This is a genomic window from Serratia sp. X3 (genome assembly GCF_014982455.1).
GTDB classification, from domain to species: domain Bacteria; phylum Pseudomonadota; class Gammaproteobacteria; order Enterobacterales; family Enterobacteriaceae; genus Serratia; species Serratia ureilytica.
Window position 1 is genome coordinate 2,045,801 of sequence record NZ_JADCNB010000001.1, and the last position, 19,617, is coordinate 2,065,417.

The window sequence follows — 19,617 nt, forward strand, 5'->3', positions numbered from 1 at the left end:
GGTTGTTGAAAATAAGCGCACAACCGCGAAAAAGTATAGAAGAAACGCCGGTCGCCAAAGGTCAAAAACGATAAAGGCCCGCAAAGGGGCCTTAAAATAAACGATTTGACGGGTTACGCCGGCTGGCTGATGCGCGCCAGCTGTTCGAAATAGTCCGGGAAGGTCTTCGCGGTGCATTTCGGATCGAGGATCGTGACCGGGGTATCCGACAGCGCCACCAGCGAGAAGCACATTGCCATGCGGTGATCGTTGTAGGTGCCGATCTCGGCGAACTGCAGTTTGGCCGGCGGCACGACGTGAATGTAGTCTTCGCCCTCGTCCACTTCCGCCCCCACTTTGCGCAGCTCGGTGGCCATCGCCGCCAGACGGTCAGTCTCCTTCACCCGCCAGTTGTAGATATTGCGGATGGTGGTCGGCCCCTCGGCGAACAGCGCTGCGGTGGCGATGGTCATCGCCGCATCCGGAATGTGGTTCATGTCCATATCGATGCCGCGCAGTTCACCGCGGCTGCACTCGATGAAATCGTCGCCCCAGGTGATGCGCGCCCCCATCTTCTCCAACACATCGGCGAATTTGGTGTCACCCTGCACGCTTTTGCGGCCGATGCCGGTCACGCGCACGGTGCCGCCTTTGATCGCCGCCGCCGCCAGGAAGTAGGACGCGGAAGAAGCGTCGCCTTCAACCAGATAGTCGCCCGGCGCGATATACGTCTGGCGCCCCTGAATGTGGAACACCCGATAATTGTCGTGGCTCACCGATACGCCGAAGGTACGCATCAGGTGCAGCGTGATATCAATGTACGGCTTGGAAACCAACTCGCCCTTGATGTGGATCTGCGTATCCTGCGGCGCCAGCGGCGCAGTCATCAGCAACGCGGTCAGGAACTGGCTGGAGACGCTGCCGTCAACGGTGACGTCGCCGCCCTGGAAGCCGCCGCGCAGGCGAATCGGCGGGTAATCGGTCTGCTCGAGATAATCAATCTGCGCCCCGCCCTGGCGCAACGCGTCCACCAGATGGCCGATCGGGCGCTCTTTCATGCGGGGTTCCCCGGTCAGCACCACGTCGCCTTCGCCGAGGCACAGCGCCGCCGCCAGTGGGCGCATCGCCGTCCCGGCGTTGCCGAGGAACAGTTCCAACGGCTGCTCGGCCACCAGCGGCCCGGCCACGCCGGTGACTTCACACACGGTGCGATCGGCGGAAAGCTGATAGTTCACGCCCAACGCCTGCAGGGCGTTCAGCATATGACGCACGTCGTCGCTGTCCAGCAGGTTGGTCAGCCGGGTCGTGCCTTTCGCCAGCGCAGCCAGCAGCAGAGCACGGTTGGAAACGCTCTTGGAGCCGGGTAAGTTGACGGTGCCATTGACCAGGGCGACCGGTTGTAACGTCAGGGAATCCACCATGTGAACAAAACTCTCCAATTCTGATAAACGAAACGGCTCCGGAATAATGCCGGAGCCGCTTTAATGCAAAAGGACAACAGCCTGGTCAGCCCGCGCCCGGCGAGCTGACGGGATCAACCGTGACGACGCTCGAAATCGGTCATAAAGTCGGTCAGCGCCTGTACGCCGGCCAGCGGCATCGCATTGTAAATAGAAGCGCGCATGCCGCCAACTACCCGGTGGCCTTTCAGCGCCTGCAGGCCGATGGCCTCGGCTTCGCTGAGGAACACCTTATCCAGCGCTGCATCGGCCAGCTGGAACGGCACGTTCATCCACGAGCGGTTGGCGATCGCCACCTGGCTGCGGTAAAAGTCGGATTTATCGATGGTCGCATACAGCAACTCGGCCTTGGCCTGATTGCGTTTTTGCATCTCCACCAGGCCGCCCTGCTCTTTCAGCCATTTGAACACCAGCCCGGACAGGTACCAGGCGAAGGTCGGCGGGGTGTTGAACATCGAATCGTTCTCGGCCAACACGGTGTAATCGAGGATCGACGGCACTTCTTTACGCGCCTTGCCCAACAGATCGTCACGCACGATCACCAGCGTCAGGCCGGCCGGGCCGATATTTTTCTGCGCGCCGGCGTAAATCACGCCGAAGCGGCTGACGTCGAGCGGGCGGGACAGGATGGTCGAGGAGTAATCGCCGATCACCACTTTGTCGCCGAAGTCCGGCGTTTCATCGATGGCCACGCCGTCGATGGTCTCATTCGGGCAATAGTGCACATAAGCCGCGTCGGCGCTGAGCTGCCACTCTTTCATCGGCTTGATGCCGCTCAGGCCGTCGATGCGGGTTTTCACGTCGATGACGTTCGGAGCGCAATACTTTTCCGCTTCCTTGATGGCGCTGTGCGCCCAATAGCCGCCGTCGATATAGTCGGCGGTAGCCTTGTCGCCCAGCAGGTTCAGCGGCAGCGCGGCGAATTGCGCGCGCGCGCCACCATGGCAAAACAGCACTTTATAGTTGGAGGGGACTTTCAGCAGATCGCGCAGATCCTGTTCCGCCTGCTCGGCAACGGCGATGAATTCTTTGCTGCGGTGACTGATCTCCATCACTGACGTTCCCAGGCCGTGCCAGTTGCACAGTTCCTGTTCCGCACGACGCAACACTTCCACCGGCAGCATCGCCGGGCCAGAGCTAAAATTATAAACCTGAGTCATTTCCCCTCACCACATTCACTGTTCGCCGCAGAAAAGCGACCTGTCGAAAAGACGCCCGAAGTTAACGCTCGCGTTAACCAACCCTCCGGTTTTATCACTCACGCCCCATGGCTGCAACGCTTATTCGCCCGCCGGCGGCAAACAGGCGCACCGGGTGATGACAGGCTCTGCGGTCGTCGCGTTTTTTTGGACGATAAAACCCTGCGACATGGGGAAATTCAGCGGGTTAACGCGGTGTTTTATGCTGTATTCAGCCGAGATGGCTGCGGGAGCCCGGACGGCCCCCGCAGGAGAGAAAACGATCAGTACTGATTGAACATTTGCTGGATCTGCTTCGCATCTTTCGTTTGCGTCAACGCCAGCTGCAGCAGAATGCGCGCCTTTTGCGGATTCAGCGTGCCGGCGGCCACGAAGCCGTACTTGGCGTCGTCCACTTCCGCATCCTCGGTGGTGGCGCCGGTCGGCACGCGCGAAGAACGCACCACCGCCACGCCGCTGTGCGCCGCCGTCGCCAGGGTGTCGAACACGGTTTTATACAGGTTGCCGTTGCCGACCCCGGCGCTGACGATGCCCTGGTACCCTTCGGCGATCAGCGCCTTGACCGGCGCATCGGAGGCATTGGCGTAGTTGTAGACGATGCCGACCTTCGGCAGTTCGTTCAGCTTGCTGACGTCGAACGGCGTCTCCCGGGTGTGCTTGCGCTGCGGCGAACGCTGATAATCGATCTTGCCGTTGTGGATATACCCGAGCGGGCCGAAGTTCGGCGACTGGAAGGTCTGCACGGCGGTGGTGCTGGTTTTGGTGACATCTCGTGCGTCCAGCACGCTGTCATTCATCGCCACCAGCACCCCGCGGTTGGCCGATTGCGGATCCGCCGCCGTCACCACCGCGTTATACAGGTTGAACGGGCCGTCGGCGCTCATCGCCGTCGCCGGCCGCATCGCCCCGACCAGCACTACCGGCTTGTCGCACTTCACCGTCAGATCGAGGAAATAGGCCGTCTCTTCCAGCGTATCGGTGCCGTGGGTGATGACGAAGCCGTCGGTTTTGCCGCAGTCGGCGTCAATTTTCTTCGCCAACGTCAGCCAGACCTGATCGTTCATGTCCTGCGAGCCGATGTTAACCACCTGCTCCCCCTGCACGTTGGCGATGTTCTTCAGCGCCGGCACCGCATCGACCAGCGCCTCGACGCCCAGTTTGCCCGCGGTATAGTTGGATTTCGTCGCCGAATCGCCGCCGCCGGCGATGGTGCCGCCGGTCGCCAGCAGGGTGATGTTGGGCAGCGCCAGCGCCGAGGCGCTGACGACGGTCAACAAAAGGGTTAACACGCTGAGTTTCACTGATTTCATTAGATTTCTCCGTGACAGATAACTCGCTGAATTATGGCCTTTATCCTTAAAAAAACTGTGACTTTGCCGCCGCTTTAGGAATACGTGGAGCTCCAGCGTAAAACCCCGTATCATTGCGCGTTTTTAGTACGCGCAAAAAGTGAAGACAATGACGCAAACTTTTATCCCCGGTAAAGACGCCGCCCTGGAAGATTCCATCGCCCGTTTCCAGCAGAAACTGAGCGATCTCGGTTTCAACATCGAAGAAGCCTCCTGGCTGAACCCGGTGCCGCACGTATGGTCGGTGCACATTCGCGATCGCGATTGCCCGCTGTGCTTCACCAACGGCAAAGGCGCCAGCAAAAAAGCCGCGTTGGCCTCTGCGCTGGGTGAATATTTCGAGCGCCTGTCCACCAACTACTTCTTCGCCGATTTCTATCTGGGCAAGCAGATCGCCGAAGGCGACTTCGTGCACTACCCGAATGAGAAATGGTTCCCGATCCCGGCGGACGATGCGCTGCCGGCCGGCATCCTCGACGAGCGTCTGCACGCCTTCTACGATCCGCAACAAGAGCTGAGCGCCAGCGATCTTGTCGATCTGCAGTCCGGCAATGCCGATCGCGGCATCTGCGCGCTGCCGTTCACCCGTCAGTCCGATCAGCAAACGGTATACATTCCGATGAACATCATCGGCAACCTGTATGTTTCCAACGGCATGTCCGCCGGCAACACCGCCAACGAAGCGCGCGTGCAGGGCCTGTCGGAAGTGTTCGAGCGCTATGTGAAAAACCGCATTATCGCCGAATCCATCAGCCTGCCGGCGATCCCGGACGAGGTGCTGAACCGCTACCCGGGCGTGGTGGAAGCCATCGCCAAGCTGGAAGAGGAAGGTTTCCCGATCCTCTCCTACGACGCCTCGCTGGGCGGCAACTATCCGGTGATCTGCGTGGTGCTGTTCAACCCGGCCAACGGCACCTGCTTCGCCTCGTTCGGCGCGCACCCGGACTTCGGCGTGGCGCTGGAGCGTACGGTGACCGAACTGCTGCAGGGCCGCAGCCTGAAAGATCTCGACGTGTTCACCGCGCCGACCTTCGATGACGAAGAAGTGGCGGAACACACCAACCTGGAAACGCACTTCATCGACTCCAGCGGCCTGATCTCGTGGGATCTGTTCAAGCAGGACGCGGACTATCCGTTCGTTGACTGGAACTTCAGCGGCAGCACGCAGGAAGAGTTCGCCACCCTGATGAGCATCTTCGACAAAGAAGACGCGGAAGTGTACATCGCCGACTACGAACACCTGGGCGTCTACGCTTGCCGCATCATCGTGCCGGGCATGTCCGATATCTACCCGGCGGAAGACCTGCTGCTGGCCAACAACAGCATGGGCGCGCACCTGCGCGATACGCTGCTGGCGTTGCCGGGCAGCGAGTGGGAGCCGGAAGAATACCTGGCGCTGATCGAGCAGTTGGACGACGAAGGGCTGGACGATTTCACCCGCGTACGCGAACTGCTGGGCATTGCCAGCGGCAAAGACAACGCCTGGTATACCCTGCGCGTGGGCGAGCTGAAGTCGATGCTGGCGCTGGCGGGCGGCGATCTGGATCAGGCGCTGATTTGGACCGAGTGGACGCAGGACTTCAACGCCTCGGTGCTGAGCCCGGCGCGCAGCAACTACTACCGTTGCCTGCAAACGCTGTTGCTGCTGGCGCAGGAGCCTGAGCGCGAAGCGGCGCAATACTATACCGCGTTCGTGAAAATGTACGGCCAGGAAGCGGTGGACGCGGCCTCGGCCGCCATCAGCGGTGAAGAGCGCTTCAACGGGCTGTTCGCCGTCGATGCCGATCTGAAGGCGTTGCCGGCCCATCAGGCGCTGCTGGCGGCCTACGAGAAGCTGCAGGCGGCCAAGCGCCGTCACTGGGCCAAGGCCTAATCGCCATTGGGGGTACCGCCACTTTTGGGGTACCCTCCCCGGTCAAACGCCGCACTCCGCTGCGGCGTTTTCATTTTGCGGTTTATTTCAACGCATTCTGTTTTATTTTCCCGCAGGAAAATAGGCGGTTAAACGAGCATAAGAATAAATAAACCGGCGATTGTTGCCGGACGGTGAAATAATAATTAACCGATAATTAAACTTTCAGCGGCGAACGGCGACAAAACGCCTAAAAATTTAACTTTGACACCCTCGGCACACCGGGTGAATTCAAAAAAAATTGCAAACATTAAAAAAATTTTTTTTGTTTAAATTCAATAAATTAAACACAAAAACCACACGGAAAGCATGCCATTTTGGCGCTCTACTTCCCCGCCTTATGATCCAAATCAAATTTTCCCCTATACTGCTTTGCTAGTATCTCATTGCGTTGTTTTAACCCTTAAGAGCGAGAGTTAGTTTGAAAACTGACAGCCCATTCGATCTGATTTTACCTGCGGCAACGGCGAAAATCGCTGAAGATGCCGGCGTGTATAAAGCCACCAAACATCCGCTGAAAACGTTTTATTTGGCGATCACCGCCGGTGTCTTCATTTCCATTGCCTTCGTTTTCTACATCACGGCGACCACCGGCACTGCCGGCGTGCCTTTCGGGCTGGCGAAACTGGTCGGCGGCATCTGTTTCTCTCTCGGGTTAATGCTGGTGGTGGTGTCGGGCGCCGACCTGTTCACCTCTACCGTGCTTATCGTCATCGCCAAGGCCAGCGGCCGCATCAGCTGGGGCCAACTGGGCGCCAACTGGCTGAACGTTTATCTCGGCAACCTGGTCGGCGCGCTGTTCTTCGTGGCGCTGATCTGGTTCTCTGGCGAGTATATGGTCGCCAACGGCCAGTGGGGCCTGAATGTTCTGCAAACCGCGGACCACAAGCTGCATCACACCTTTATCGAAGCCGTCTGCCTCGGCATTCTGGCTAACCTGATGGTCTGCCTGGCGGTCTGGATGAGCTACTCCGGCCGTACCCTGACCGACAAGATGCTCGCCATGGTGCTGCCGGTCGGTATGTTTGTCGCCAGCGGCTTCGAACACAGCATCGCCAACATGTTTATGATCCCTATGGGCATCGTGGTCAAACACTTCGCCACGCCGGAATTCTGGCAAGCCGTAGGGGCGGTACCTGAGCAATTCGCTCATCTGACAGTAAGCAACTTCATCATCGACAACCTGATTCCGGTCACCATTGGTAACATCATCGGCGGCGGTCTGCTGGTTGGGTTGACTTACTGGGTAATTTATCTGCGCGGGGGCCGCGAACAGCACTAAGCTGTGAGTTACCGCGCGCAGAGTTAGAAATCCACAATCAAAGGTAGGTGTACAATGACCGAACTTAACGAGAAATTAGCCAACGCTTGGGAAGGTTTCAGCAAGGGTGACTGGCAGAATGAAGTCAACGTTCGTGACTTCATCCAGAAAAACTACACGCCTTATGAAGGTGACGAATCCTTCCTGGCTGGCGCAACTCAAGCCACCACCACCTTGTGGGACAAGGTTATGGAAGGGATCAAACTGGAAAACCGCACTCATGCGCCGGTTGATTTCGACACCAACGTTGCTTCAACCATCGTTTCTCACGACGCGGGTTACATCGCCAAAGAGCTGGAAACCATCGTGGGTCTGCAGACCGACGCCCCTCTGAAACGCGCGCTGATCCCGTTCGGCGGCATCAAAATGGTCGAAGGTTCGTGCAAAGTGTACGGCCGCGAACTGGATCCGCAGCTGAAAAAAGTGTTCACCGAATACCGTAAAACCCACAACCAGGGCGTATTCGACGTTTACACCAAAGACATCCTGAACTGCCGTAAATCCGGCGTGCTGACCGGTCTGCCAGACGCTTACGGCCGTGGCCGCATCATCGGCGACTACCGCCGCGTGGCGCTGTACGGCATCGACTTCCTGATGGCCGACAAGCTGAACCAGTTCAAATCGCTGCAGGAAAAACTGGAAAACGGCGAAGACCTGGAAATGACCATCCAGCTGCGCGAAGAGATCGCTGAACAGCATCGCGCGCTGGCTCAGATCAAAGAGATGGCCGCCAAATACGGTTACGACATCTCCGGCCCGGCCACCAGCGCCCAAGAAGCGGTGCAGTGGACCTACTTCGCCTACCTGGCCGCGGTGAAATCCCAGAACGGCGCCGCCATGTCCTTCGGCCGCGTGTCCACCTTCCTCGACGTGTTCATCGAGCGTGACATCAAGGCGGGCAAACTGACCGAAGAGCAAGCGCAGGAACTGATCGACCACCTGGTGATGAAACTGCGTATGGTGCGCTTCCTGCGTACCCCTGAGTACGATGAACTGTTCTCCGGCGACCCAATCTGGGCGACCGAATCCCTGGCCGGTATGGGCGTCGACGGCCGTACCCTGGTCACCAAAAACAGCTTCCGCTTCCTGAACACCCTGTACACCATGGGGCCGTCTCCGGAGCCGAACATGACCATCCTGTGGTCTGAGAAGCTGCCGCTGAACTTCAAGAAATTCGCGGCGAAAGTGTCCATCGACACCTCTTCCGTACAGTACGAAAACGACGACCTGATGCGTCCTGACTTCAACAACGATGACTACGCCATCGCCTGTTGCGTCAGCCCGATGATCGTCGGTAAGCAAATGCAGTTCTTCGGCGCCCGCGCCAACCTGGCGAAAACCATGCTTTACGCCATCAACGGCGGCGTTGACGAGAAACTGAAAATGCAGGTCGGCCCGAAAGAAGCGCCGATGATGGACGAAGTGCTGGACTATGACAAAGTCATGGCCCGCATGGACCACTTTATGGATTGGCTGGCCAAGCAGTACGTGACCGCGCTGAACATCATTCACTACATGCACGACAAGTACAGCTACGAAGCTGCGCTGATGGCGCTGCATGACCGTGACGTTTATCGCACGATGGCTTGCGGCATTGCCGGTCTGTCCGTTGCAGCCGACTCCCTGTCCGCCATCAAGTACGCGAAAGTCACCACCATTCGCGACGAAGACGGCCTGGCTATCGACTTCAAAGTGGAAGGCGAGTATCCACAGTTCGGTAACAACGACGCCCGCGTCGATGACATCGCCTGCGACCTGGTGGAACGTTTCATGAAGAAAATTCAGAAACTGCGCACCTACCGCAACGCGGTACCGACCCAGTCCGTACTGACCATCACCTCCAACGTGGTGTACGGTAAGAAAACCGGTAACACCCCGGATGGCCGCCGCGCCGGCGCACCGTTCGGCCCAGGTGCCAACCCGATGCACGGCCGCGACCAGAAAGGCGCAGTCGCCTCCCTGACCTCGGTAGCCAAACTGCCGTTTGCCTACGCGAAAGACGGGATCTCCTACACCTTCTCCATCGTGCCTAACGCGCTGGGTAAAGACGACGACGTGCGTAAAGCCAACCTGGCGGGCCTGATGGATGGTTACTTCCACCATGAAGCCTCCATCGAAGGCGGCCAGCACCTGAACGTCAACGTAATGAACCGCGAAATGCTGCTGGACGCGATGGAAAACCCTGAGAAATACCCTCAGCTGACCATCCGCGTCTCCGGTTACGCCGTGCGCTTCAACTCGCTGACCAAAGAGCAACAGCAGGACGTCATTACTCGTACCTTCACTCAAACGATGTAATGCGCCAGCCGGGCGGGAAACCGCCCGGTAGCAACGTCAGGGCCGGTTCTGGCGGCCCTTTTCTCCCACCGCTCTCCCCTGACTCTGTACGAGTCTGTTTTGCCGGACATCTATACTGAATGGATAGCCGGCAAAACAATTATCCGGCAACTGACCGGCCGACAGGCATCATTACCCCCGGTGGCGGGCTCACTCCGCCACTGCATCGCAGATACCTGGCCGGCGGCCACGCGCCTATTTTTAGACTGCGTTTGACAGTCAATATTGGAGAAAACCCCGCAATGTCAGTAACTGGTCGCATCCACTCCTTCGAATCCTGCGGCACCGTCGACGGGCCAGGGATCCGCTTTATCGTCTTCTTCCAGGGCTGCCTGATGCGCTGCCTCTATTGCCATAACCGCGACACCTGGGATACCCACGGCGGCAAAGAAGTGACCGTCGAAGAGCTGATGAAAGACGCGGTGGCCTACCGCCACTTCATGAACGCTTCCGGCGGCGGCGTGACCGCATCCGGCGGCGAAGCGATCCTGCAGGCTGAATTCGTGCGCGACTGGTTCCGCGCCTGCCACGCCGAAGGCATCAATACCTGCCTGGATACCAACGGCTTCGTGCGCCGCTACGATCCGGTGATCGACGAGCTGCTGGACACTACCGATCTGGTGATGCTGGATCTGAAACAGATGAACGATGAGATCCACCAGAATCTGGTCGGCGTTTCCAACCATCGCACGCTGGAATTCGCCCGCTACCTGGCGAAACGCAACCAGCGCACCTGGATCCGTTACGTGGTGGTGCCGGGTTGGTCAGACGACGATAAATCGGCGCACCTGCTGGGCGAGTTCACCAAAGACATGACCAACATCGAGAAAATCGAGCTGCTGCCTTACCACGAGCTGGGCAAGCACAAATGGATAGCGATGGGGGAAGAGTACAAACTGGACGGCGTGCATCCGCCGAAGGCCGAGACCATGGACCGCGTCAAAGGCATCCTGGAAAGCTACGGCCACAAAGTGATCTACTGACTGACGCAGCGCCAAAGAAAAAACCGGCTCATGGCCGGTTTTTTTATGCTCAGGCGGCGGCGAACGGCGTGTGATGGCGATCCGGCTTCTGCTTCTTCAGCAGCATCAGCAGGTAAACCAGCGCCACGGCGGCGATCATCACGAACAGCACGCGATCGGAGTAGTTTTGCATCAGCAGCGCCGTCATTGATGGGCCCAGCAGGCTGCCGATGGTGTAGCTCATCAGCAGCGCCTGGTTCATCGCCACCAGTTCGTGCGGCAGCGCCTTCTCGCAGGCCCAGGACATCGCCACCGGGTACAGGGTAAAACCGGCGCAGCCGAGGATGAACAGCGAAGGCGCCATGGCGTAGTTGCCAAGCATCGCCACGCTGGCGAGGATCACTACGAACACCTGAATGCGCAGCACCAGCAGGCGCCCGTAACGATCGGCCAGACGCCCGACCGGCCATTGGCCGACGATGCCGGAGCTGACCAGCAGCGCCATCCAGTAACCGACGTTGGCGTCGCTCATGCCCTGATGAGAGAGGTACAGCGGCATCAGGCCGTACAGCGAACCGAGCACGATGCCGGAGATGATGCAGCCGTTGATGCCGAGGCGCGCGCTGCGGCGTCTCAACATTGTCCACACCGCTGCCTGCTGCGGCTCGTCTTCATGGCGGTTGACCCGCGCGAACAGCATCGGCAGCATGGCGCTGATCACGATGGCGGTCACCCACGGCACCACGTGCAGCAATTCGGTCGAGGTCATGCTCAACAGTAACTGGCCGGTCACCGTACCGAGGTAATAGACAATCATATAGGCCGCCAGCAGCTGGCCACGGTTGCTCAAATTGCCGCTGCGCAAAAGCGCGCTCTCCACGATCACCCAGATCCAGGCGCAACCGACGCCGGCGAAGAAGCGCCAGCCCAGCCAGCTCCAGAAATCGATCGACAGCACCATGCCGGCGGTCGCGGCGGCGAACAGCAAACAAGAGAGATGATAGCTGCGGGTGAAGCCAACGCGCTGGATCAGTTTGCCCGCTACCAACGTGCCCAACAGGTTGCCGCTGAAATAAGAGGAGCTGACCATACCCACTTGCCAGGTCGACAGCTGAGCATGGGTTAACCAAAGCGGCACTAACGTATTCAAAACGGCAATGGATACCGTGAGCAGCAAGAGGCCGCAGAGCAATAAGAGCACCGGGCGGGAGTAAGCGGACATAGTGAAATTGTGACCGAACGCGCAATGAGAGTGCGCGCATCATGCCACTGGCGATAAAAAAGTCAATCGCCTCTTATCATTCCAGCGCACGATTTGTTTCCGGCTAAGCGGCTGAAAAAGCGCTATGCTCAGCGCAGAGCGGATTTAACGACGGAGAAGCGAGATGAGTCAGGCAAATAATGCGGCGGTCGAGACCTTGCTGGCGGACATCGGCAGCACGCACGGCGAGCTGCTGGAGATCGTACAACAGGTACGCCGGGTCGCCGCGGCGAGCGGCAGTGGCGTCACCGAATCGGTCAAATACGGCGGCATCATGTTCTCGCATACTCAATTTTTCTGCGGCGTTTTCGCCTACCGCAGCCACGTCACGGTAGAGTTCGGCCAGGGCTACCGCCTGGAAGATCGTTATCACCTGCTCGAGGGCAACGGCCAGTATCGGCGGCACATCAAGCTCCACTCGCCCGCCGAAGTGAAAAGCAAGCACCTGGCGGACTACATTAAACAAGCCTACGCGCTGGCGACAGACTGAATTTCCGACATAAAAAAAGCGCCCGCAGGCGCTTTTTTCAAATGCTTTGCCGTTTAACCGATGTATTCCAGGCCGCCCATATAAGGACGCAGCACTTCAGGCACCTGAATGCGGCCGTCGGCCTGCTGGTAGTTTTCCAGCACCGCCACCAGCGTACGGCCGACCGCCAGGCCGGAACCGTTCAGCGTGTGAACCAGACGCGGTTTCTTATCGGCCTTGCTGCGGCAGCGCGCCTGCATGCGACGCGCCTGGAAGTCCCACATGTTGGAGCAGGACGAGATCTCGCGGTAGGTGTTCTGCGCCGGCAGCCACACTTCCAGATCGTAAGTCTTGCACGCGCCGAAGCCGATGTCTCCGGTGCACAGCAGCACCTTGCGGTAAGGCAGGTTCAGCAGCTGCAGCACTTTTTCCGCGTGCCCGGTCAGCTCTTCCAGGGCATCCATCGAATCTTCCGGACGGACGATCTGCACCATTTCAACCTTGTCGAACTGGTGCATGCGGATCAAACCACGGGTGTCGCGGCCGTAAGAACCGGCTTCCGCACGGAAGCATGGCGTGTGTGCGGTCATCTTCAGCGGCAGAGATTCCTCTTCCACGATCTCGTCGCGCACCAAGTTGGTCAGCGGCACTTCCGCCGTTGGGATCAGCGCGTAGTTGCTGCTGTCGGCTTCTTCTTCCAGCGGGCGGGTATGGAACAGATCTTCGCCGAACTTCGGCAGCTGGCCGGTGCCGTACAGCGTGGCGTGGTTGACCAGATAAGGCACGTAGGCCTCCAGATAGCCATGCTGCTCGGTGTGCAGATCCAGCATGAACTGGGACAGCGCGCGGTGCATGCGGGCGATTTGCCCTTTCATCACCACGAAGCGTGAACCGGTCAGCTTAACTGCGGCGGCAAAATCCAGCCCGCCGGCCATTTCGCCCAGATCGACGTGATCGCGCACCGCGAAGTCGTACTGGCGCGGTTCGCCCCAGCGGGTGACTTCCAGGTTTTCGCTGTCGTCTTTACCATCCGGCACCGCGTCGTCCGGCAGGTTAGGCAGCGTCAGGGCGTAATCGCGGATCTCGCTTTGCAGCGCATCCAGCGCCGCCTTGGCGGCATCCAGCTTGTCACCCAGCTCGTTCACTTCGCGACGCAGCGGCTCGATGTCTTCCCCACGCGCTTTGGCCGCGCCGATGGATTTCGATCGGGAGTTGCGTTCCGCTTGCAGCGTTTCAGTTTCTACCTGCAGAACTTTGCGGCGTTCTTCCTGCGAACGCAGCAGATCCAGATCGAGTTTAAAGCCTCGGCGAGCCAGTTTGACGGCGACTGCGTCTAGCTCATTACGCAGCAGATTGGGATCGAGCATGCTAATCCTGTGCTTGTTGTTATTGAAAGAAGTGTTGTTGTTCTATGCGGCTGATTTATAGCCGCATAAAAGAAGAGTGATACCCGCTAACCTTACCGCAACGGCCACGCTAGCGGTAGCGTTTTGTCGGGCTATTTTGATCCTGCTCAGCCAGCCATGCCAACTTTTCGCCGATTTTCCCTTCCAGCCCGCGCGAGGTCGGTTGGTAGTAGCGCGTATGGGCCATTTCGGGCGGGAAGTAGTTCTCGCCGGCGGCGTAGGCGTTGGGTTCGTCGTGGGCGTAACGGTACTCCGCCCCCAGCCCCATCTCCTTCATCAGCTTGGTCGGCGCGTTGCGCAAATGCTCCGGCACGTCATAATCGGCCTGCTCCCTGGCGTCGCGCATGGCGGCCTTGAACGCGGTGTAAACCGCGTTGCTTTTCGGCGCGCAGGCCAGATAGACGATCGCCTGCGCAATGGCGCGTTCGCCCTCCGCCGGCCCCACGCGGGTGAAACAATCCCAGGCGGCGATCGCCACCTGCATGCCGCGCGGATCGGCGTTGCCCACGTCTTCAGAGGCGATCGCCAACAGACGGCGCGCCACATAGAGCGGATCGCCGCCGGCGGTAATGATGCGCGCATACCAATACAGCGCGGCGTCCGGCGCCGAACCGCGCACCGATTTATGCAGCGCGGAAATCAGGTCGTAATAACGGTCGCCCTTGTTGTCGAAGCGCGCGCTGCGCTCGCCCGACACCTCTTTCAGCAGCTCCGGCGTCAGCACCCGTACGCCTTTGGCGTCGAGCTCCGCCATGTCCGCCATCATTTCCAGGCTGTTCAGCGCCCGGCGCGCATCGCCGCCCACCAGCTCCGACAGCAGGCGGCGCGTTTCCGCCGGCAGCTCGACGTTCTGGCCGCCAAAACCGCGCGCCTTGTCGTTCATCGCCTGATCCAGCACCTGGCCGATGTCTTCGGCGGTCAGCGCCTTCAACAAATAGACGCGGGCACGCGACAGCAGCGCCGAATTCAGTTCGAACGACGGGTTTTCGGTAGTGGCGCCGATAAAGGTGATGGTGCCGTCTTCAATGTGCGGCAGGAAGGCGTCCTGCTGACTTTTGTTGAAGCGGTGCACTTCATCGACGAACAGAATAGTGCGGCGGCCGGCGTCGCGGTTTTGCCGCGCCCGTTCGATCGCCTCGCGGATCTCCTTGATCCCGGAGGTCACGGCGGAAATTCGTTCGACATCCGCCTGACCATAACGGCCGATCAGCTCTGCCAGCGTCGTCTTCCCGGTGCCCGGCGGCCCCCATAAAATCATCGAGTGCAGCTGCCCGGCCTCGATGGCACGCGGCAGCGGCTTGCCGGCGGCCAGCAGGTGCTGCTGGCCGATATACTGCGCCAGCGTGGTCGGCCGCATACGCGCGGCCAACGGCTGGAACTCGTTCTGGGAAAAATCGAGCGACAGATTATTACTCACTTGCACCTCACTGGCGCTGGTCGTCCAGCGTCACCCCCTTAGGCGGGGTAAATTTGAATTTGGCCGGATCGGCGGTGACGTTCTGCTGGCTTTTCAGCGTATAAGCGCTGCGCTGGCCGTCCTGCTCCACCGCGGCGAAGCTGCGGATGGTGCCGCTGTTGGTCACGCTGATGGCGAACTGCTTCAGGTTGCCGCTGGCGGATTTCGGCGTCAGCTCGAAATCATCGCCCTTTTGCTTCACGTTGTACTGCTTCCAGTCGCTGGCATTGTTGCGGGTGATCAGCATAAACGGCGTATTGCCGGTGGCGTTCTTCAGCCAGGTCGCCGTCACCTGCTCAACGAACGGGTTATAGAACCACAGGGTTTGGCCATCGGAGACCAGCACGCTCTCATCGGGTGACGTCATGTGCCAGTTGAACAGGTTCGGCCGCTTCACCCACAGCTCGCCTTCACCCTGTTGCACCGCGGCGCCGTCGGCGCTGGTCACGGTTTGCGAGAAGCTGGCGTGGAAACTGTTCACCTTCGCCAGGCGACTTTGCAGATCCTGTGCGGCGTCGGCCAGCACGGAGGTAGAAGCGAATCCCGAAAGCAGACAGCAGGCAACTAACAGTTTTTTCATTATTCCAGATACCTTATGAAATGCGTTAACCGCAAGGCGGCGCCGTGCGGGTCAAATCAACCCTTTACCCCGTTACTTTACCCGAAGCCGGCGAACGGCCGGTAGGCCAATGTTCCGAGAAGAAACGGGTTTACGCTTCTTTGCACAAGGGCCGCTTAAGCGGCCCTTTCTTATTGAGTTGCAATGGTTAAACGACCATCAATCGTGCCGCGGCGGCGCCAGCACCTCGCGGTTGCCGTTGTGCCCCTGCTCGCTGACGATGCCCTGCGCTTCCATCTGTTCGATGATGCGCGCGGCGCGGTTATAGCCGATGCGGAACTGGCGCTGTACGCCGGAGATGGAGGCGCGGCGTTTATCCACCACGAAATCCACCGCCTGATCAAACAGCGGATCCAGCTCTTCGTCACCGTCCATACCGCCGCCGGCACCGCCCTCGCCGTCTTCACCGCCGCTGAGAATGCCCTCTTTATATTGGGGCCGCTCGCGCGCTTTCCAATCCTTGACCACCGCATGCACTTCCTGATCGCGCACGAATGCGCCATGTACGCGCACCGGGATCGAGGAGTTCGGCGCCAGATAAAGCATATCACCCATGCCCAGCAAGGACTCGGCGCCCCCCTGATCGAGGATGGTGCGAGAGTCGATCTTGCTCGACACGGTAAAGGCGATACGCGTCGGGATGTTGGCCTTGATAAGGCCGGTGATCACATCCACCGACGGACGCTGGGTCGCCAGCACCAGGTGGATACCCGCCGCACGCGCTTTCTGCGCCAGGCGAGCGATCAACTCTTCGACCTTCTTGCCCACCGTCATGATCAGATCGGCGAATTCGTCGACCATCACCACGATGTACGGCTCTTTCTCCAGCACCGGCGGCGTGATGTCCATGCTGTCGGTCGGCTTCCAGAATGGATCCGGGATCGGACGCCCCATCGCTTCGGCCTGATCGACGCGCTCGTTGTAGCCGGCCAGGTTACGCACGCCCAGAGCTGACATCAGCTTGTAGCGGCGTTCCATTTCACCCACGCACCAGCGCAGCGCGTTGGCGGCGTCTTTCATGTCGGTGACCACGTCGGTCAACAGGTGTGGAATGCCTTCGTAAACCGACAGCTCCAGCATTTTCGGGTCGATCATGATAAAGCGCACTTCTTTCGGCGTGGCCTTATACAAGATGCTCAGGATCATGGCGTTGACCCCGACCGACTTACCGGAACCGGTGGTACCGGCGACCAGCAAGTGCGGCATTTTGCCCAGATCGGCCACTACCGGTTCGCCGGAGATGTCTTTACCCAATACGATGGACAGTGGCGACGGATTGTCACGGAAAGCCGGGCAATCCAGCACCTCGCGCAGATATACCGTTTGCCGCTTGGCGTTCGGCAGCTCCAGACCGACATAAGGCTTACCGGGGATCACTTCCACCACGCGCACTGCCGAAGTCGACAGCGAGCGCGCCAGATCGCGCGACAGGTTGGAAATGCGCGCCGCTTTAACGCCCGGCGCCAGATCCAGCTCGAAGCGGGTGATGACCGGCCCCGGCAGGATGTCCACCACGTCGGCTTTCACGCGATAATCGGCCAGGCTGGCCTCCACCAGGCGCGCTTTCTGTTCCAGCGCGAAGGAATCGACCGGCTCCACCTCTTTCGGCGCTTCTGTCAGCAGATCCAGCGTCGGCAGCGGCGTGGTCGGTTTCTGCAGCGGCTGATCGTTGCGCATCAGGAACGGGTGAATCAAACTGTCCATCGCCGGATGCTGCTCGGCCTGAGGTTGCTGAGGCTGCTGAGGCTGCTGCACCTGCGGCTGTTGCTGCGGCTGCTGATATTGCGGTTGCGACGGCTGCTGATACGGTTGCTGCTGCGGCTGTTGGTATTGCTGCGGCTGAGGGTGCGATTGCTGAGGTTGAGCAGCCGGCGCCGCAGGCTCAAACTGACCGAACGGCACGTCGTCCTCTTGCTCGCTTTCCAGTTCAATGCGCTCTTCAAGCTGCGGCGACAGCGTGAACATCGGCTCGCTCGGGCCATCGTCCACCAGATCCGCCATCGGCGAGAAGCTGAAAGCATTGCGGGTATCGACCGGGCTGGCGGCCGGCGCCTGCGGAGCAGGCTCTTGCTGGCCATAACGCGCCTGCTGCTGCTCGGCGAATGCCTGACGCAGCGCAGCCTCTTGCCGCGCCGCTTCGTCGTCCTGCTGGTGTTCGCCGTAACGCTGGCTCTGTTGCTCGGCGAACGCTTTGCTCAGCTCGGCCTCCTGCTGAGCCTGTTCATCATCCTGCTCCGGCGCGTAGCTTTCGCCGTAGCGCTGGCTTTGCTGCTCGGCGAACGCCTGGCGCAGCGCGGCTTCTTGCAGCGCCTCTTCTTCCTGCGGGTTCGCCGCCGTCAGCTGTTGAGGCTCCGCCTCTGTCTGCCGCTGTTCCTGTTCGGCCGCACGCTGCGAAGGCAGCTTGATGCCGTAGGAAGCCAGCTCGCGACGGGTCGGGATGCGCACCGGGTTCGGCCGCGGCAGTTCAGGGCCGATGCCCTGCTTAACCTGCGGATTGCCGTCGCTGGTCGCCGTGAAGGCCGGCATAAAGGTCGCCGCCGCAACGCCCGCAGCAGCGGCTGCCGCCGTATCCGGCTGCGGTTTGGCGCCGGTGGCGCTGAAACCGTTCGAACTGCCGATGTCAACGCTGTCACGCTGTGCGGCGGTAAAATCAAAGGGAGAACGCGCCGGCGGCTGCGGCGCGGCCGGCTCTTGCCAGTTGCCGAGGCGCGGCTCATCGTCATCCTGATAAGGATCGACAGGACGCGTCGCCTTAGGCGCAGGCGTTTCTTCCGGGATCTCGAAGGAGTACAGCGGCGGCGTAGCGTCTTGCGCCGGCGCACTTATCGGGTGCTGATTGACCGAGGCCGGTGCGGCCGGCGCCACCGTTACCGACGGCGCCTGAGCGGCGATCGGCGCAGCAACGGGCTCGTGGATCTCTGCCTTCACCGTCGGTGCAGGCGAAGCCACCGGCGCGCTGGGTGCAGCTTCTGCTTCAAGCTCGCCATCGTCGGCGCGCAGGCCGCTGAGCAACGGATCGGCGGCGTCTTCCGCCGCCGCTTTGGCGCTTTCGGTGACCGAAGGCGCGGAGAACAGCACGTCGTCATCGGCGGCTGTGGCTCCGGCGGCAGTCGCGGCAGCTGCTGCTGCGGCGCCCTTCCCTGCCTGCTCAGGTTCGTCGTCAACGTAACGCTCGTCATCTTCGAAATAGCGTTCTTCGCGGCGTGAGCGATTGGTCATCACCGTCGCAACGCCCAACACCGCCCCGCCGATCTTCTCGGCGATCACCAGCCAGGACCAGCCGGTAAACAGCGTCAACCCCGCCGCCCATACGCACAGCAGCGCCAGCGTAGCGCCGATGCCGTTGAACCACGGCAACATGGCGTTGCTCAGCAGGCTGCCGATCACGCCGCCGGAGGCGAAGTAATAGAGATCGTCAACGTTCAGCGCCGCCAACCCGCAGGAGGTGAGCACTAACGCCAGGGTGCCGATCAGGCGCAGGGAAAGCGCGAAATAGTCGATGTAGTCTCTGTTGCTGCGTTGGCGATAAGCCGCCCAGCACAGGACCAGCATGATCGGCGGTATCGCGTAAGCGAGCACACCGAAGGTGAAAAACAGCGTATCGGCCAACCAGGCCCCGACACCGCCGCCCAGATTGTGAATCGGCTCATGCCACGCGGTCTGCGACCAGCTTGGGTCAGACGGGTTGAAACTGACCAACGCAGCCATGAGGTAAACGGCAAAAATCGCTACCACGATAAGCACAGCTTCCAGCAAACGCCGGCCACTGCTGAGTCTTTTCAGGGTAACTTCTTTATCTTCTGTATATTCCTGGCTCAAGAAAGGCTCTCCAGGTTCCTGTTAGCTGACATAGCAACAGCGCCGAGAAACTGCCCCGGCGCCGAAAC

Annotated in this window: 13 protein-coding genes; 5 read left to right on the forward strand and 8 right to left on the reverse strand. The window is 60.0% G+C overall.

Annotation, left to right across the window (positions count from 1 at the left end; all coding sequences use genetic code 11):
* Positions 1–113 precede the first annotated feature (113 nt).
* From aroA to ansB, 3 genes are all read right to left on the reverse strand, one after another.
* Positions 114–1,400 carry a 3-phosphoshikimate 1-carboxyvinyltransferase gene (gene aroA / locus IMX17_RS09905; protein WP_193549695.1) on the reverse strand — a complete coding sequence of 429 codons (1,287 nt, stop codon included), beginning with the start codon at positions 1,398–1,400 and terminating at the stop codon, positions 114–116.
* Between the two features lie 113 nt (positions 1,401–1,513).
* Entirely contained in the window at positions 1,514–2,599 is a 1,086-nt protein-coding gene (gene serC, locus IMX17_RS09910; protein WP_084826489.1) for a 3-phosphoserine/phosphohydroxythreonine transaminase, read from the reverse strand.
* 302 nt (positions 2,600–2,901) lie between these two features.
* Positions 2,902–3,948, reverse strand: a complete 1,047-nt coding sequence (ansB, locus tag IMX17_RS09915; protein ID WP_193549696.1) for an L-asparaginase 2 — start codon at positions 3,946–3,948, stop codon at positions 2,902–2,904.
* A 148-nt stretch (positions 3,949–4,096) separates the two neighbouring features.
* Here ansB and ycaO point away from each other — a divergent pair, with 148 nt between their 5' ends.
* The 4 genes from ycaO to pflA all read left to right on the forward strand — a co-directional run bounded on the left by ycaO (position 4,097) and on the right by pflA (position 10,540).
* Complete coding sequence (ycaO, locus tag IMX17_RS09920; protein ID WP_182264797.1) at positions 4,097–5,860, forward strand: 30S ribosomal protein S12 methylthiotransferase accessory factor YcaO; 1,764 nt, start codon at positions 4,097–4,099, stop codon at positions 5,858–5,860.
* Between the two features lie 460 nt (positions 5,861–6,320).
* Positions 6,321–7,181, forward strand: coding sequence for a formate transporter FocA (gene focA / locus IMX17_RS09925; protein ID WP_019454548.1), 861 nt, complete (start codon positions 6,321–6,323; stop codon positions 7,179–7,181).
* A 54-nt stretch (positions 7,182–7,235) separates the two neighbouring features.
* The gene (gene pflB, locus IMX17_RS09930; protein ID WP_046897072.1) at positions 7,236–9,518 is read left to right on the forward strand and encodes a formate C-acetyltransferase; all 2,283 of its coding nucleotides are present in this window, start codon (positions 7,236–7,238) and stop codon (positions 9,516–9,518) included.
* 281 nt (positions 9,519–9,799) lie between these two features.
* Positions 9,800–10,540, forward strand: coding sequence for a pyruvate formate lyase 1-activating protein (gene pflA / locus IMX17_RS09935; protein ID WP_031299859.1), 741 nt, complete (start codon positions 9,800–9,802; stop codon positions 10,538–10,540).
* A 49-nt stretch (positions 10,541–10,589) separates the two neighbouring features.
* Here pflA and IMX17_RS09940 read toward each other — a convergent pair whose 3' ends face one another.
* Complete coding sequence (locus IMX17_RS09940) at positions 10,590–11,741, reverse strand: MFS transporter (RefSeq protein ID WP_015377323.1); 1,152 nt, start codon at positions 11,739–11,741, stop codon at positions 10,590–10,592.
* Between the two features lie 163 nt (positions 11,742–11,904).
* Here IMX17_RS09940 and IMX17_RS09945 point away from each other — a divergent pair, with 163 nt between their 5' ends.
* Positions 11,905–12,270, forward strand: coding sequence for a DUF1801 domain-containing protein (locus IMX17_RS09945; protein ID WP_171403356.1), 366 nt, complete (start codon positions 11,905–11,907; stop codon positions 12,268–12,270).
* 53 nt (positions 12,271–12,323) lie between these two features.
* Here IMX17_RS09945 and serS read toward each other — a convergent pair whose 3' ends face one another.
* The 4 genes from serS to IMX17_RS09965 form a co-directional block, all read right to left on the reverse strand.
* Positions 12,324–13,616 (reverse strand): serine--tRNA ligase, encoded by a 1,293-nt coding sequence (serS, locus tag IMX17_RS09950; RefSeq protein WP_182264798.1) that lies wholly within the window; start codon positions 13,614–13,616, stop codon positions 12,324–12,326.
* A 109-nt stretch (positions 13,617–13,725) separates the two neighbouring features.
* Complete coding sequence (locus tag IMX17_RS09955; RefSeq protein ID WP_182265115.1) at positions 13,726–15,012, reverse strand: replication-associated recombination protein A; 1,287 nt, start codon at positions 15,010–15,012, stop codon at positions 13,726–13,728.
* Positions 15,013–15,079: 67 nt separating this feature from the next.
* Positions 15,080–15,691: an outer membrane lipoprotein chaperone LolA gene (lolA, locus tag IMX17_RS09960; protein WP_033642555.1), complete on the reverse strand. Its 612-nt coding sequence runs from the start codon at positions 15,689–15,691 to the stop codon at positions 15,080–15,082.
* 198 nt (positions 15,692–15,889) lie between these two features.
* Complete coding sequence (locus IMX17_RS09965; protein ID WP_182264799.1) at positions 15,890–19,549, reverse strand: DNA translocase FtsK 4TM domain-containing protein; 3,660 nt, start codon at positions 19,547–19,549, stop codon at positions 15,890–15,892.
* Positions 19,550–19,617 lie beyond the last annotated feature (68 nt).

Coding starts and splice junctions, on each gene's coding strand:
- IMX17_RS09945 (WP_171403356.1), top strand. CDS start 11,905: ATGAGTCAGGCAAATAATGCGGCGGTCGAGACCTTGCTGGCGGACATC.
- pflB (WP_046897072.1), top strand. CDS start 7,236: ATGACCGAACTTAACGAGAAATTAGCCAACGCTTGGGAAGGTTTCAGC.
- lolA (WP_033642555.1), bottom strand. CDS start 15,691: ATGAAAAAACTGTTAGTTGCCTGCTGTCTGCTTTCGGGATTCGCTTCT.
- serC (WP_084826489.1), bottom strand. CDS start 2,599: ATGACTCAGGTTTATAATTTTAGCTCTGGCCCGGCGATGCTGCCGGTG.
- serS (WP_182264798.1), bottom strand. CDS start 13,616: ATGCTCGATCCCAATCTGCTGCGTAATGAGCTAGACGCAGTCGCCGTC.
- IMX17_RS09955 (WP_182265115.1), bottom strand. CDS start 15,012: ATGCGGCCGACCACGCTGGCGCAGTATATCGGCCAGCAGCACCTGCTG.
- aroA (WP_193549695.1), bottom strand. CDS start 1,400: ATGGTGGATTCCCTGACGTTACAACCGGTCGCCCTGGTCAATGGCACC.
- IMX17_RS09940 (WP_015377323.1), bottom strand. CDS start 11,741: ATGTCCGCTTACTCCCGCCCGGTGCTCTTATTGCTCTGCGGCCTCTTG.
- ycaO (WP_182264797.1), top strand. CDS start 4,097: ATGACGCAAACTTTTATCCCCGGTAAAGACGCCGCCCTGGAAGATTCC.
- pflA (WP_031299859.1), top strand. CDS start 9,800: ATGTCAGTAACTGGTCGCATCCACTCCTTCGAATCCTGCGGCACCGTC.
- ansB (WP_193549696.1), bottom strand. CDS start 3,948: ATGAAATCAGTGAAACTCAGCGTGTTAACCCTTTTGTTGACCGTCGTC.